General features: G+C 69.1%; 18 protein-coding genes. 15 read left to right on the top strand and 3 right to left on the bottom strand.

What is annotated here, in order from left to right; all coding sequences use genetic code 11:
• The first annotated feature begins 8 nt into the window (after nt 1-8).
• From U5K29_09865 to U5K29_09835, 7 genes are all read left to right on the top strand, one after another.
• Nucleotides 9-452: a group III truncated hemoglobin gene (locus U5K29_09865; GenBank protein MDZ7678847.1), complete on the top strand. Its 444-nt coding sequence runs from the start codon at nt 9-11 to the stop codon at nt 450-452.
• A complete protein-coding gene (locus tag U5K29_09860) occupies nt 449-913 on the top strand; it encodes a group III truncated hemoglobin (protein ID MDZ7678846.1) in 465 nt (154 codons plus the stop codon). The genes U5K29_09865 and U5K29_09860 overlap by 4 nt, the downstream gene beginning before the upstream one ends.
• Before the next feature lie 46 nt (nt 914-959).
• Entirely contained in the window at nt 960-1,244 is a 285-nt protein-coding gene (locus tag U5K29_09855) for a hypothetical protein (GenBank protein MDZ7678845.1), read from the top strand.
• A 38-nt stretch (nt 1,245-1,282) separates the two neighbouring features.
• The gene (locus tag U5K29_09850; protein MDZ7678844.1) at nt 1,283-2,116 is read left to right on the top strand and encodes a YwiC-like family protein; all 834 of its coding nucleotides are present in this window, start codon (nt 1,283-1,285) and stop codon (nt 2,114-2,116) included.
• 253 nt (nt 2,117-2,369) lie between these two features.
• Entirely contained in the window at nt 2,370-2,813 is a 444-nt protein-coding gene (locus U5K29_09845) for a hypothetical protein (protein MDZ7678843.1), read from the top strand.
• A gap of 230 nt (nt 2,814-3,043) precedes the next feature.
• Nucleotides 3,044-3,178: a hypothetical protein gene (locus U5K29_09840; GenBank protein ID MDZ7678842.1), complete on the top strand. Its 135-nt coding sequence runs from the start codon at nt 3,044-3,046 to the stop codon at nt 3,176-3,178.
• 152 nt (nt 3,179-3,330) lie between these two features.
• On the top strand, nt 3,331-3,522 hold the full coding sequence (locus tag U5K29_09835; protein ID MDZ7678841.1) for a hypothetical protein: 192 nt from the start codon (nt 3,331-3,333) through the stop codon (nt 3,520-3,522).
• Between the two features lie 219 nt (nt 3,523-3,741).
• Here U5K29_09835 and U5K29_09830 read toward each other — a convergent pair whose 3' ends face one another.
• Nucleotides 3,742-4,488 (bottom strand): flavodoxin family protein, encoded by a 747-nt coding sequence (locus U5K29_09830; GenBank protein MDZ7678840.1) that lies wholly within the window; start codon nt 4,486-4,488, stop codon nt 3,742-3,744.
• A gap of 116 nt (nt 4,489-4,604) precedes the next feature.
• Between U5K29_09830 and U5K29_09825 the strand changes: the two genes are divergently transcribed.
• Entirely contained in the window at nt 4,605-5,870 is a 1,266-nt protein-coding gene (locus U5K29_09825; GenBank protein MDZ7678839.1) for a DUF3179 domain-containing protein, read from the top strand.
• 15 nt (nt 5,871-5,885) lie between these two features.
• Here the strand turns inward: U5K29_09825 and U5K29_09820 are convergent, their stop codons facing one another.
• Entirely contained in the window at nt 5,886-6,110 is a 225-nt protein-coding gene (locus U5K29_09820; GenBank protein ID MDZ7678838.1) for a zf-HC2 domain-containing protein, read from the bottom strand.
• 71 nt (nt 6,111-6,181) lie between these two features.
• Between U5K29_09820 and U5K29_09815 the strand changes: the two genes are divergently transcribed.
• Together U5K29_09815 and U5K29_09810 are read left to right on the top strand one after the other, a co-directional pair.
• Nucleotides 6,182-6,721 carry a sigma-70 family RNA polymerase sigma factor gene (locus U5K29_09815; protein ID MDZ7678837.1) on the top strand — a complete coding sequence of 180 codons (540 nt, stop codon included), beginning with the start codon at nt 6,182-6,184 and terminating at the stop codon, nt 6,719-6,721.
• On the top strand, nt 6,718-7,008 hold the full coding sequence (locus U5K29_09810) for a zf-HC2 domain-containing protein (protein MDZ7678836.1): 291 nt from the start codon (nt 6,718-6,720) through the stop codon (nt 7,006-7,008). The genes U5K29_09815 and U5K29_09810 overlap by 4 nt, the downstream gene beginning before the upstream one ends.
• Before the next feature lie 5 nt (nt 7,009-7,013).
• On the opposite strand, the gene U5K29_09805 is transcribed toward U5K29_09810, so the two are convergent.
• Nucleotides 7,014-8,402: an NAD(P)/FAD-dependent oxidoreductase gene (locus U5K29_09805; GenBank protein MDZ7678835.1), complete on the bottom strand. Its 1,389-nt coding sequence runs from the start codon at nt 8,400-8,402 to the stop codon at nt 7,014-7,016.
• An 85-nt stretch (nt 8,403-8,487) separates the two neighbouring features.
• Here U5K29_09805 and U5K29_09800 point away from each other — a divergent pair, with 85 nt between their 5' ends.
• The 5 genes from U5K29_09800 to U5K29_09780 are packed head-to-tail and all read left to right on the top strand — an operon-like array spanning nt 8,488 to nt 13,184.
• Complete coding sequence (locus tag U5K29_09800) at nt 8,488-9,207, top strand: VTT domain-containing protein (GenBank protein ID MDZ7678834.1); 720 nt, start codon at nt 8,488-8,490, stop codon at nt 9,205-9,207.
• On the top strand, nt 9,204-10,076 hold the full coding sequence (locus U5K29_09795) for a discoidin domain-containing protein (GenBank protein ID MDZ7678833.1): 873 nt from the start codon (nt 9,204-9,206) through the stop codon (nt 10,074-10,076). The genes U5K29_09800 and U5K29_09795 overlap by 4 nt, the downstream gene beginning before the upstream one ends.
• Nucleotides 10,077-10,095: 19 nt before the next feature.
• On the top strand, nt 10,096-10,698 hold the full coding sequence (locus U5K29_09790) for a CDP-alcohol phosphatidyltransferase family protein (protein MDZ7678832.1): 603 nt from the start codon (nt 10,096-10,098) through the stop codon (nt 10,696-10,698).
• Between the two features lie 50 nt (nt 10,699-10,748).
• The gene (locus U5K29_09785) at nt 10,749-11,180 is read left to right on the top strand and encodes a VOC family protein (GenBank protein MDZ7678831.1); all 432 of its coding nucleotides are present in this window, start codon (nt 10,749-10,751) and stop codon (nt 11,178-11,180) included.
• A gap of 3 nt (nt 11,181-11,183) precedes the next feature.
• Nucleotides 11,184-13,184, top strand: coding sequence for a heavy metal translocating P-type ATPase (locus U5K29_09780; GenBank protein MDZ7678830.1), 2,001 nt, complete (start codon nt 11,184-11,186; stop codon nt 13,182-13,184).
• Nucleotide 13,185: the final 1 nt, after the last annotated feature.

Genomic DNA, 13,185 nt, shown 5'->3' with positions numbered 1-13,185 from the left:
GATCTGTGGTGGAACACCAAGCAGCCCACCCGGCAGTCGAATCGGTTGCGGTGGCCGACCTCGACTCGGCAGCCGAGATCGCCGAGATGGTCCGTCGGTTCTACGCCGACGTCGCCCAGGACGACCTGCTCGGCCCGGTGTTCAACGAGGTGGCTGAGGTCGACTGGACCGAGCACCTACCGAAGTTGGTCGCGTTCTGGTGTCGGGCGTTGCTCGGCGAACCCGGATACCAGGGCAACCCCTTTCGTGCCCACCAGCTCGTTCACGCGAAACGAGCTTTCAGCCCCGCGCACTTCGAGCGGTGGCTGAGCCTGTTCCATGAGACCCTCAAGGCTGGCTGGGCGGGTCCCAACGTGCAACGCGCACTAGAGCTCGCGGACAACGTCGCGCGCGTCCACAGCCAGCAACTGCTCGGACATCCCGTCGCACTCGAACGAGGCGAATCGACATGAGCAGCAGAGCAGCACCTCGATCCCTGGTGCAAGACCGGGGGCCAGGACTGATTTCCCAACCGGTCGGTGACCTCGACACACGCTCGGCGATCCACGATCTCGTCGTCGCGTTCTATCGTGAGGTGGTCTTCGACGATCTCCTCGCTCCAGTCTTCGCGGAGACCGCAGAGACCGATTGGGCCGCACACATCCCGCGCCTGGTCGACTACTGGTGCACGATCCTGCTCGGCGAGCAGGCCTACCACGGCGCGTTGCTCGGGGCCCATCGGGAGGTGCACCAGCGGGACCCGCTCCGGGACGAGCACTTCGATCGGTGGTATGAGCTGTGGGTCACCTCAATCGATGCCCGGTGGAGTGGGCCACGTTCCGAGCAAGCCAAGGCACACGCGGCGGCCACCGCCGGACTGATCTCACGGCGTCTCCGCGGGGTCGATCACGACGTCCGAACCGTCGTGAACTGAACCGACCAGTGAACGAAACAACGATCACATCAGGAGGTGAGTGCTGATGCCAGCCGAGACCCACCAGCTCGCAGAGCCGCCGACCCTGGACGACGTCGTGGACCTCCTCGCGTCGCTCCTCGACGCCGACCCGGCATCGGCATCGGCCACCAACCTCGTCGAGGCAGGCGTGGATGACGAGCTTGCCCTGCTCCACCTGTGGAAAGCCGTAGCCGAGGAGTACGGAGAGCGAACGCTCGGCGAGTGCGACCTCGACTTCGACGAAAACCGTCCGCAGACCCTCGAGGATCTGGCGAGAGCCTGGCTCAGTGCCCAGGGCGTAGCTGGCTGAGATGCCGAGGGCCATGGCCAGCGAATCGCAGGCTCGACATGGCTGAGTCGACCGTTCGTCGCGCTGCGGGTGCGTCGGGCGAACCGGTCTCTCCCGGAGACCGCTCCGCGCTGCGAGCCGTGGCCATGCCGATCGAGCACGGCGGCTGGAGTCTGACGCTCGAACCGATCCTGCTCGGTCTGCTGGTCGCATGGTCCTGGCCCGGTCTGGCGCTCGGTGCCGCGGCCATGTTGGCCTTCCTCGCACGGGCACCCCTGAAGCTCGTGCTCGTCGATCGGTGGCGCGGCCGCTGGCTGCCGCGGACCACTCTCGCCGCACGGGTCGCGGCGGTGGAGCTCGTCGCGCTCGTCGCGCTGGCGATGGCCGCGGCGGTGGGAGGCGACGCACGCATGTGGTGGCCGTTGCTCGCCGCAGCGCCTCTTGTGGCGATCGAACTGTGGTTCGACATGCGTAGCCGTGGCCGACGGCTGTTGCCCGAGCTGGCCGGGACCGTCGGCATCAGCTCGGTTGCCGCAGCGATCGCGCTCGCGGACGGAGCGGAGGCCTCACTAGCTCTAGGACTGTGGGTCGTCGTCGCGGCACGAGGCGCAGCTGCGATCCCCTACGCACGGACCCAGGTGTTCCGGGCACACGGCAGGCCGCACCACCTCTGGCACAGCGACATGGCGCAAGCTCTCGCAGTCGCCGCAGTCGCCGTCGCATGGCTCATCGGTGCCGTGCCCCCCGCGGCAGCGGTCGCGATCGCCTCGGTTGCTGCGTTCAACGCGGCGGCGATCCGTGCCGCGCCCCGGCCCGCCCAGGTCATCGGCCTGCAGCAGATGTTCTTCGGGATCGCTGTCGTCGTCGTCACCGCCGCGGCGGTGCTGGTGTGAACGAGCACCTCATTATTCTGAAGGCCTCGGTTGCCGCTCCCTCTCGAGGTGGCGGCACGGGTTCGAATCCCGTTGGGGGTACCACGCGAGATGCCCCTGGTCGCAGCACTGCACATCGCGCCTGACCAGGGGTCGAGGAGGCCGGGGCGAGGCTGCTCGACGCGACCCGACTCGTGGCCCGGTGTGCCCGGTACCGTGGGCCAACATGTCCGTGACCGGTGCGCCCAGTGGCTGGCGGACGAGGATGGCAGCGTTGGCGGTTACGGCCATGATGGTGGTCGTGACCGGCGCTTGCGGGACCGGCGAGTCGGACCCGGAGGTTCCCGAGACCGACGTCGACACCACGGGAGGTGGTTCCGACCGTGGCGCCGCCGATGAGAGTCCCCAGCGTTTCCCCGACGTCATCGAGGTGGAGGTCACCCCGTTGGCCGACCGACGCTATGAGGTGGCGGCCACACTGTCGTCGCCCTATGACTCACCCGAGCGCTACGCCGACGCCTGGCGCGTGCTCGATGAACACGGCAACGAGCTCGGCCGTCGCGAGCTCCTGCATGATCACGCGGCCGAGCAGCCCTTCACCCGCAGCACCACGGTGGAGATTCCCGACGGCGTCGAGGAGATCACCGTCGAGGGCCGCGATCAACTCAGTGGATACGGCGGTGGGACGGTCACCGTTGCCGTCCCTCGCGACGGCTGATGGGCCCGGCCATCGGACAAGCCTGTGCGAGCTCGAAGGCGCAGCCCCGGATCTTCCCGGGGCACCTGGCTTGTGTCGAGTCAACGCCGTTGGGGGAGCGCGGCGCGCAGTTGCTCGATCGTCGGGGATCCGTGATCCCGCAGTGCGGTGGGGCCAGGACGGCCGGATGAGCGAACTGCTGGTCGGGCTCCGAGGCTTCGCGGAGTTCGAGCGGCGGTGGTGTGCCCACGGTGTCGCCCGCAAGCGCCAACGACCAGCGCGCGATCGTGTGGGTGCCGGCCGACGAGGGCACCGAGGTGGCGATTCGGGACCTGGTCGGGGTCGTGCCCTCGAGCCCTGCGCACCTGCGGCTCGTCGGCGGGTGAGCCGGGCACGGTTCCTGCATCGTTGACCTGTTCTCGGCGCAAACCCGCAGCACTCCGCGCAGACCTGGAGTCGGCTTCACCCGAGCACGGTGTGGTGGTCTGTGCGCCGGGCTGGCCGGGTGTGGGAGCGCACGAGCCGGGGAGCGAACGGCATGGGGCATCGAAGGTCGGGGCGGTTCTTGCTGGTGGTGTCGGCGGTGCTGTTGTTCGCCGGGGCGTGCGGCAACGACGACGGATCGGACTTCACCGCTGCGGAGACCACGGTGCTCGACACCGAGGGGACACCTGATCCCGACGATGGCGCCGAGGATCCACCCGGCTCGATGCGTTCACCGTCACGCTGAGCGGCCTCGAAGGCCAGATCGCGCTCTCCGCTCGGCCTGCCGGCGAGACAGCCAATGCCGACACGATGGACCAGTTCGGTGTCGAGGAGACCCGGACGGTTGTCGTGGATGATCCCGTGGCCGCTCCCTGGTACATCGAGGTCTTCCCCGACTCCGAGGGTCAGTCCTCCACCTATGTGCTGGAGATCAGCGGCTGACACCACCGTCGGGCACACCCGCCTATCGGTACTCGGGGTTGGCGTAGTCGTAGCGGCATCCGGCGTCCCACCCGGCGCGCTGGTTGCCGTGGGCGGGGATACCTCCCTGGTCGGCCAGCAGGCGCGCCATGTGCAGGAGGTTCCAGGTCATGAAGGTGGTGTTGCGGTTGGTGAAGTCGTTGTCCGGCCCACCCGAACCCGGGTCGAGGTACGACGGTCCGGGGCCGGCCTCGCCGAGCCACGCCGCGTCGGCCTGTGGCGGGATCGTGAACCCCAGGTGCTGCAGGGAGTAGAGGATGTTCATGGCGCAGTGCTTGGCGCCGTCCTCGTTGCCGGTCACCAGACACCCGCCGACCCGCCCGTAGTAGGCGTATTGGCCGGCGTCGTTGAGCACCGCCGAGTTGCCGTAGAGGCGTTCGATCACGCGGCTGCAGACCGAGGACTTGTCACCCAGCCAGATCGGCGTCATGACCACGACGATGTCGGCTGCCATCACCCGTTCGTAGAGACCGGGCCAATCGTCGGTGGCGAACCCGTGCTCGGTCATGTCGGGTTGCACGCCCGGTGGGAGATCGAGATCCACCGCTCGAACGACCTCGCAGGCCACCCCGTTGGCCTCCATCACGGCGATGGCGATGTCGGCGAGTCCCTGGGTGTGGGACTGCTCGGGTGAGGGCTTCAGGGTGCAGTTGAGGAACAGCGCCCGAAGGTCGGAGAAGTCCCAGCGACTCTCGCTGCACAGCTGTCGTTGCCGATCGTCGAGCTCCATGGGGTCTCCTCGAACGTGAGAGTGGGATTCAGGGCACCGTAGCCAGGAACCCGGCGGTCGGGTCGCTCGATTCCCGATCCGGGAAGTCCTCGCTGCCTCGCCGGGTTTCCACTCGTATGGATCTCCTCACATCCCGTTTCCGCCGCCGCACCGGCTTGCTCGCGGTGCTGGTGCTCCTGCTGGCCGCGTGCTCGGCCGGGGAGAGCGACGAACCGGCCGAGAGCCCGCCCGAAGACGGGACCGAGGACGGGACCGAACCGGCCGAGGACTCCACGTCGATCACGGTCGACCAGATCGCTTCGTCGCCGTCGACGGTGACCATCTCGGGACTCGACATGGCCAGGGGACAGGCCGAGGTCGAGGGGCCGAGCCCGCTCGTACCGATGGACGAGATCATCAGCGGCGGACCTCCACCCGATGGCATCCCACCGATCGACGAGCCCCGGTTCTCCTCGGTCGACGACGTGGATTTCCTGGCCGACAACGAACCGGTGCTCGCGGTCGAGATCGACGGCGAGGCGCGGGCCTATCCGGTGCAGATCCTGATGTGGCACGAGATCGTGAACGACACCATCGCCGGCGTGCCCGTGTCGGTCACCTACTGCCCGCTGTGCAACTCGGCGGTGGCCTATGACCGGCGCCTCGACGACCTGGTGGTCGACTTCGGCACCTCGGGGATGCTGTGGAACTCGGCGCTGGTCATGTACGACCGCCAGACCGAGACGTTGTGGAGCCACTTCACCGGCCAGGGAATCGTCGGCGAGCTCACCGGCACCACCCTCGACACCTTCCCGGTCGCCACCGTTCCCTGGGGTCGCTGGCGAGACACCCACCCTGATGCCCTGGTGCTCAGCCGCGAGACCGGGTTCTCGAGGGACTACGGGCGCAACCCCTATCCCGGCTACGACGATGTGACCAGTCAGCCGTTCCTGTTCGAGGGCGAGGTCGACGGTCGCTTCACCGCGATGACGAGGATCGTCGGCATCCAGCTCGACGACGAGGCCCTGGCGGTTCCGCTCACCCAGCTGCGCGACGAGCGGGTCGTCGCCCACGAGCTGGGCGGACAGCGACTGGTCGTGTTCTGGGAGCCGGGCACCGCGTCGGCGCTCGACTCGGCTTCGATCGCCGACGGCGACGACGTCGGGTCGACCGGGGTGTTCATCCCCGCAGCCGACGGACAGGATCTCACCTTCACCGGGGACGACGGCGGCTTCACCGACGATCAGACCGGCTCGGAGTGGAACATCCTCGGCCATGCCGTCGACGGCCCCCTCACCGGCGAACGCCTGACACCGGTCGAGCACCTCGACACGTTCTGGTTCGCGTGGGCGGCCTTCCAACCTGACTCCGCGCTGACCGAGCAGCCCGCCGCCACGCCCTGACCCACGCCCCGTGGCTCAGGTGCTGCACCCTCTGTCACGATCCGGCCGTGGCGGAAGGAACCGGTGCAGCGCGAGGTGACTCTTGACGACCATGGCGAGATCCGCCTCGCGGGCGCATCGGGGGCAGCTGGCCACATGGGTCGCCACCCGCGTTGCGAACACGTCGCTCAGCTCGTGGTCGACGTGCGCGTCGAGGAAGCGCCGGTAGCGGAGATGGGCGAGCACGTCGACGATGCGCACGCCACACGGAACCCGGTAGCCGGCCCGACTCTTCCCCGGAATAGGGGCGGTTGCGCTAGGGTTCCCGGTGCGTGCCGGATCAGAAGGCCGAGCAGGCGGCGTTCGAACGCTATGTGCTGCCCGAGATCGAGGTGATGCTGCGCGTCGCCATGTCGCTCACCCGAGACCACGCCGAGGCCGAAGACCTGGTGCAGGACACCCTGGTGCGCGCCTATCGGGCCATCGACCGCTTCGACGGCCGTTATCCACGGGCGTGGCTGTTGACGATCCTGCGCAACACCCACATCAACCGCAATCGCAAGCGCCGACCCGAGCTGCTGCGTGATCCCGACGAGACGAACGACCGGATGATCGAGGCGGCGAGCGACGAGCGGGTCGACGACTTCGTCGACCGTTCCTTCGATGCCGCGATCACCGACGCCCTCGATGCGCTCGATCCACCGTTTCGGCGGATCGTCGAGCTGGTCGACATCGATGGGCTGACCTACGCCGAGGCAGCCGACGCCCTCGACATCCCGGTGGGCACGGTGATGAGCCGTCTCCACCGGGCCCGGCGCCGCATCCGCGACCAGCTCGACCAGTCTGGACTGGCCCCCAGGAGCACCTCATGAAGCAGTGGATCACGAACCTGTTCAGGCGACGGGGCGTGCAGATGGACTGCCACCAGGTCGGCAAGCTGCTCCAGCGCTACCTCGACGGCCACATCGACCCTGACCGGGCCGAGCTCATCGCCGACCACCTCGAGGAGTGCCGCCGGTGCGGGCTCGAAGCAGAGACCTACGAGCGGATCAAGACCAGCCTCGCGACCCATTGCGCCGAGGTGCCCCAGGACGCGGTCGATCGCCTCCGCCACTTCGGCGAACGACTCGCCCGTGGCGAGGAGTCGCCGTCCCCCTGAGCTGGTCAGCCCTGCCTGCGGACCGGGCGTGCTTCGACTCCCGCCGAGCTTCCGAAGAAGGCCAGGGCGGCCTGCTGGATGGCCATCGCCCACGAGGGGTAGGCATGGGTGGTCTGTGCCAGCCGACCGGCAAACATCTTGGTCTGCATGGCCAGCGCCGCCTCGTGGACGAGGTCACCGCCGGTCGGTGCCACCACGGTCGCACCGATGATCTGTCCTCCGCCGAGGTGTCGAGCGCCGCGCTTGGGGGCGGCGATGAGCTTCACGAACCCCCGCTCGTCCCCTGATGTGACTGCCCGGTCGACATGGGCGAGATCGAGATGGACCACCCTGGCACGGGGATGGTGTTCGGCGGCCTCGGCCTCGGTGAACCCGACCCGACCGACCTCGGGGCTGGTGAAGGTCACCCAGGGGATCGCCGTCGGATCGAACCGGAAGCGATGGAGTCGGGCCAGCTTCGCCAGCGCGTTCGACGCCGCCACCCACCCCTGGCGGCCGGCCACGTGAGTGAACTGCATCCCGCCGGTGACGTCTCCGACCGCCCAGACACCACGAACCGAGGTCGCCATCGTGGCGTCGACGACGACCGCGCCTCGCACGTCGACCTCGACCCCGATCTCCTCCAGGCCGATGCCGCCTCCCGACGGCACCCGGCCGGTGGCCACCAGCAGCTCGGCGGCGTCGACCTGGGCACCGTCGGCAAGGTGCACCCACACGGTCCCGTCATCCAGTCGTCCCGCCCGGTCGACGGTGGCATCGGTGATCACCGTGACGCCGTCGTCTCGCAGGGCCTCGGCGACCACCTCGGAGGCGTCGGGTTCCTCGTGGCCCAGAAGGCGATCCAACGCCTCGATCAGGGTGACCCGGGTGCCGAGGCGGGCGAAGGCCTGCGCCATCTCGCACCCGATGGGACCACCCCCGAGGATCACCAACGACTCGGGAAGCGCCAACGTGTCGAACAGCGTCTCGGTGGTGAGCGGTTCCAGCTCGGCGAGACCGGGGATCGGCGGCATCGCTGGTCGTGATCCGGTCGCCACCACCAGGTTGCGGCCCTGCATCCGCGCGCCATCGACCTCCACGGCGTCGGGAGCGACGACCAGGGCTCGTCCGTCGATCACATCGATCCCCGCCTGGGACAGCGCAGCCGCGTCCTCGGTGGCGGCGATCCGTTCGATCGCTCGACGCACCGCCGACATGGCGTCGTCGAACGACTCGCCCCGGTTGGCGGCAGCGATCAGCGCCTTGGAGGGCACGCACCCGGTGAAGGTGCAGTCGCCGCCGACGGGTCCGTCCTGCACGATCAGGCACGAGGCGCCGCGCCGCCTGGCCTCGCGCGCGGCGACGAGACCGCCGGCACCGCCGCCGATCACCAGCAGGTCATAGGTCATGGGCATGCCAGGTGGAACCCCGTTGCACACCGCGTCATTCCGGGCCCGGCCAGGCGGGAATTCAGGGGAGCAGCGGAGGGTTCTCCTTCTCATGAGGCGGCGACGACTTGCAGGGCTGGTCGCGGCGTGGCTCACCATCGTCATCGCGTGGTTCGCCTACCGATGGAGCTCGGGGCTGGGAACCACCGCTGCGGCACAGGAACTGGTGGAGTCGATCCGTGGAGCGTGGTGGTCGGTGCCGGCGTTCCTGCTCCTCTCGCTCGCCCGGCCCTTCGTCCTGGTGCCCGCCACCTTGATCACCGTCGCCGCCGGCCTGCTCTACGGACCGGTCGCGGGTGTCGTCATCGCCGCCGCGGGGGCCAACGGATCGGCGCTGATCGGCCACGCCGTGGGTCGGAGCTTCATCGGCGATGTCGAGCGGGCGGGCCTGGTGGCGACCTGGCGCGGCCGCCTGCGACGCAACAGCTTCGAGGCGGTACTGCTCATGCGGCTCATTTTCCTTCCCTATGACCTGGTGAACTACGCCGCCGGCTACCTGGGAGTCCGCCGGTGGTCGTTTCTCGCCGCCACCGCCATCGGCTCGCTGCCCGGCACCGTCTCCTTCGTGCTGCTCGGCGCCTCACTGAGCGATCTGACCACCGGGGTCGGAGGGATCGACCGCACCGCACTCGTGGTGTCGGTGGTCCTCATCCTCGCCAGCATCGCCGCCTCACGCCTGCTTCGGCGGCGGGCCCCCCGGGCTGGCAGCGCTGCACCACCTGGGACCGATCCCTTCATCACCCCGAACCAGACCTATCATCTCGACAGATGAGCGTGTCGATCTCGACTCTTACCAGGCGCCGCGTCACGGCGTGGCGGCATCTGATGGCGTTGGGCGTGACCGCCGCGGCACTGGTGGTCCTCGCTGCCTGCTCGCCATCGGATGACTCCGACAGCGCCGCGGACGCCGAACTTCTGCCCTTCAGCGAGGTCCAGGACAGCGACTTCGTCTTCGAGGCCGACCCCGCCGACCCCGACCGGGGGATCTTCCGGGTCACGACCACCGAACCGATGATCTGCGCCATCATCTGGGGCGAGGACGAGAGCTTCGGCAACTTCAACAACAGTCTCGCCATGAGCGGTACCGGCATCATCGAACACGATGTGTCGCTCCCCGGTGCCGAGCCGGGACGCACCTACGTGTTCCGGGTTCAGGGTTCGACCGCCGACGGTCGCCAGTTCCGGTCCGAGACGGGCACCTTCACCATTCCCGAATCCGGCACCGAGCCGGCCCCGGAGCGCACCGGCACCAACCTCGCACTCGATGCGACGGTGTCGGAGGTGAGCTCGGAGTTCGGTGCGAGCTTCGGCGCCGAGCTCGCGATCGACGGTGACGGCCTGACCGAGTGGTCATCGGCGGGTGACGGCGACGATGCCTCCATCACGGTCGACCTCGGTGCGCCTGCCGAGGTCGGCGGGGTGGAGTTCGTGACCCGGTCCATGGCCGATGGGTCCGCCATCGCCGAGATGTTCACCGTGACCGTGGACGGAGGTGAACCGCTCGGCCCGTTCCCTGCTGCAACCCCGGCCGAGCTCGAGATCGCCGAGGTCGAGACCACCGGTCAGGTGTTCCGCTTCGACGTCGACCGGTCGACGGGAGGCAACGTCGGCGCGGTCGAGGTCAGGATCCTCGCCCCGTGACGGGCGGGGTCCGGCCCTGGTGATCGACGCCCACCTTCGCCCGGTGAAGGACCGGGTGGCCCGACCGCTCGTCCGGGTGCTCGCCCCCAGGATGTCGCCGTCGGCGCTCACCTCGGCGTCGCTCGTCACGGGCGTGGCCGCGGGCGCGTTCGCGGCATTGGAGCTGTTCGTCGTCGCGTTGCTGCTCTGGTGGCTGAGCCGTGTCGCAGACGGTCTCGACGGTGCGGTCGCCCGACAGCGCGGCTCGACGAGCGACCTCGGCGGGTACCTCGACCAGCTCGCCGACACGGTGGTGTACGCCGTCGTCCCGCTGGGGCTCGCCTTCGCGGTCGACGACCGAGCGACCTGGATCGCGTGCGCCGCCCTGCTGGCTTCCTTCTACGTGAACTCGGTGTCGTGGGCGTACCTGTCGGCCCTGATGGAGAAGCGGGGGCAGGCGGGCCGAACACCCACCAGCATCTCGATGCCCGTCGGCGTGATCGAAGGGACCGAGACCATCGTGCTGTACTCCCTGATGCTCGCCCTACCCCGCTGGCTCACCGGCTGGATGTGGCTCATGACGGCGTTGGTGGTCGCCACCATCGCCCAACGCGCCCTCGGGGCGCGGACGCTCCGCTCCTGACGATGGCCACTGATCGCCCGACGCGGGTGGGTGCTCGATACGCTGCTCCCGTGAGCCCGCCTCCCCGCTTCCATCTCGCGGTGCCGGTCGACGACCTCGAGGCCGCACGCCGGTTCTACGGCGAGCTGTTCGGATGCCCCGAAGGCCGATCTGCTGACACCTGGGTCGACTTCGACTTCTTCGGTCATCAGCTGGTGACCCACCTGGTGCCCGATCAGCTGCGCGACTCGGCGACCAACCCGGTGGACGGCGACGAGGTACCGGTACCCCACTTCGGGGTCCTGATCGATGTCGAGGTGTGGCAAGGGCTGGCCTCACGGCTGCGCGACGCGGGCGTCGCGTTCGTGCTCGAGCCCCATGTGCGCTTCGCCGGGCGCCCGGGCGAGCAGCACACCATGTTCCTCCGCGATCCCGCCGGTAACGCCATCGAGCTCAAGGCCTTCGCCGACGACGCGATGGTCTTCGCCTCCGATCCGGAATAGGTCATGGAACACGAGGACCACGCCGGCCACGGCGACCACGCAGCTCAGTTCCGGGACCGCTTCTGGTTGACCCTGGTGCTGTCGGTTCCGGTGGTCGTGTGGGCGCCCACGATCCAGGACTGGTTCGGCTACACCGCCCCGCAGTTCTCCGGTGACGATGCGTTGGCCCCGGTGCTCGGCTCGATCATCTTGGCCTACGGCGGGTGGCCGTTCCTCAGCGGTGCCGTCCACGAGATCCGCCAACGCCAGCCAGGGATGATGCTGCTGATCGGGATGGCGATCAGCGTCGCCTACCTCGCGTCCCTGGCGACCTCGCTGGGGTTCTTCGACTCGGAGGTGTGGTGGGAGCTGGCCCTGCTCATCGCGGTGATGCTGCTCGGCCACTGGGTCGAGATGCGGGCGGTCGGCAGCGCCCGAGGCGCGCTGGCGGCGCTGGCCGAGATGATGCCCGACGAGGCCGAACGGGTCGGCGAGGACGGATCCACCGAGATGGTGGCGGTGGACGAGCTGGCGGTCGGCGACACGATCCTCGTTCGTCCAGGAGGCCGGGTCCCTGCCGATGGCCGGATCGCCGATGGCTCGGCCGACCTCGACGAGTCGATGATCACCGGTGAGTCCACGCTCGTCACCCGCGGCGAGGGCGAGCGGGTCGTCGCCGGGACCGTCGTGGCCGGCTCGAGCCTGCGGGTCGAGGTCGACGCCGTCGGCGAGGACACCACCCTGGCCGGCATCCAGCAGATGGTCGAGGATGCCCAACAGTCGAAGTCGCGCACCCAGCGTTTGGCCGACCGAACTGCTGGGTGGTTGTTCTACGTGGCGGTCACCGCCGCGGCGATCACCGCCGTGGTGTGGGCGCTCACCGGCCGGCCCGATGCCGCGCTCGACCGTTCGGTCACGGTCCTGATCATCGCCTGTCCCCACGCGCTGGGCCTGGCGATCCCCCTGGTCACCGCCATCTCGACATCCAAGTCGGCGGAGTCGGGGATCCTGGTAAAGGACCGCCTGGCACTCGAGGCGATGCGCAGCATCGACACTGTGCTCTTCGACAAGACCGGCACCCTCACCATCGGTGAGCACACCGTGGCCGACGCGGCGGCTGCGGGAGACACCTCCCTGGAGGAGATGCTGAGACTTGCCGGAGCGGTCGAATCCGACTCGGAGCACCCCCTCGCTCGCGCCATCCACACCTACGCACAGGAGGAAGCGGGCGAGCTGCCCACCGCCAGCGGGTTCGAGTCGATGGCGGGCCGGGGCGTGCAGGCGACGGTGGACGGCACCGAGGTCGCGGTGGGGGGTCCCGCGCTGTTGCGCGAGCGCGAACTCCAGGTGCCCGACGACCTGCGGGAGGACCTCGAACGGTGGCAGGACCGAGGGGCCGCGATCCTCCACGTCGTTCGCGGCGGCGAGGTCATCGGGGCCATCGCCCTCGAGGACCAGCTCCGCGACGCCTCCCGCGACGCGGTTGCCCAGCTGCACGAGGCCGGGGTCACGGTGGCCATGATCACCGGCGATGCCCAACAGGTTGCCGATGCCGTGGCAGCAGAGCTCGGGATCGACGAGGTGTTCGCCGAGGTCCTTCCCGAGGACAAGGACGCCAAGGTCGAGGCGCTCCAGGATCGCGGGCGTCGTGTGGCGATGGTCGGCGACGGGGTCAACGACGCTCCTGCGCTGGCCCGAGCCGACGTCGGCATCGCCATCGGCGCGGGGACCGACGTCGCCATCGAGTCGGCGGGCATCATCCTCGCCTCCGACGACCCCCGGGGGGTGGTCGCCATCCGCCACCTCTCCCAGCAGACCTACCGCAAGATGGTGCAGAACCTGTGGTGGGCGGCCGGCTACAACGTTGTCGCGCTCCCGGTCGCCGCAGGGGTGCTCGCGCCGTGGGGGTTCATCCTGCCGATCGCGGTGGGCGCGATCCTGATGTCGACCTCCACCGTGGTCGTTGCCCTCAACGCGCAGCTGCTGCGCCGGGTCGAGCTCGGCGTCGTCCCTGCAGCGGGGTGAC

It is taken from the genome of Acidimicrobiales bacterium (genome assembly GCA_034521975.1).
In the GTDB taxonomy this organism is placed as follows: domain Bacteria; phylum Actinomycetota; class Acidimicrobiia; order Acidimicrobiales; family SKKL01; genus SKKL01.
The sequence above is the reverse complement of the archived record's forward strand: the minus strand, read 5'-3'. Positions and strand labels throughout refer to the sequence as shown.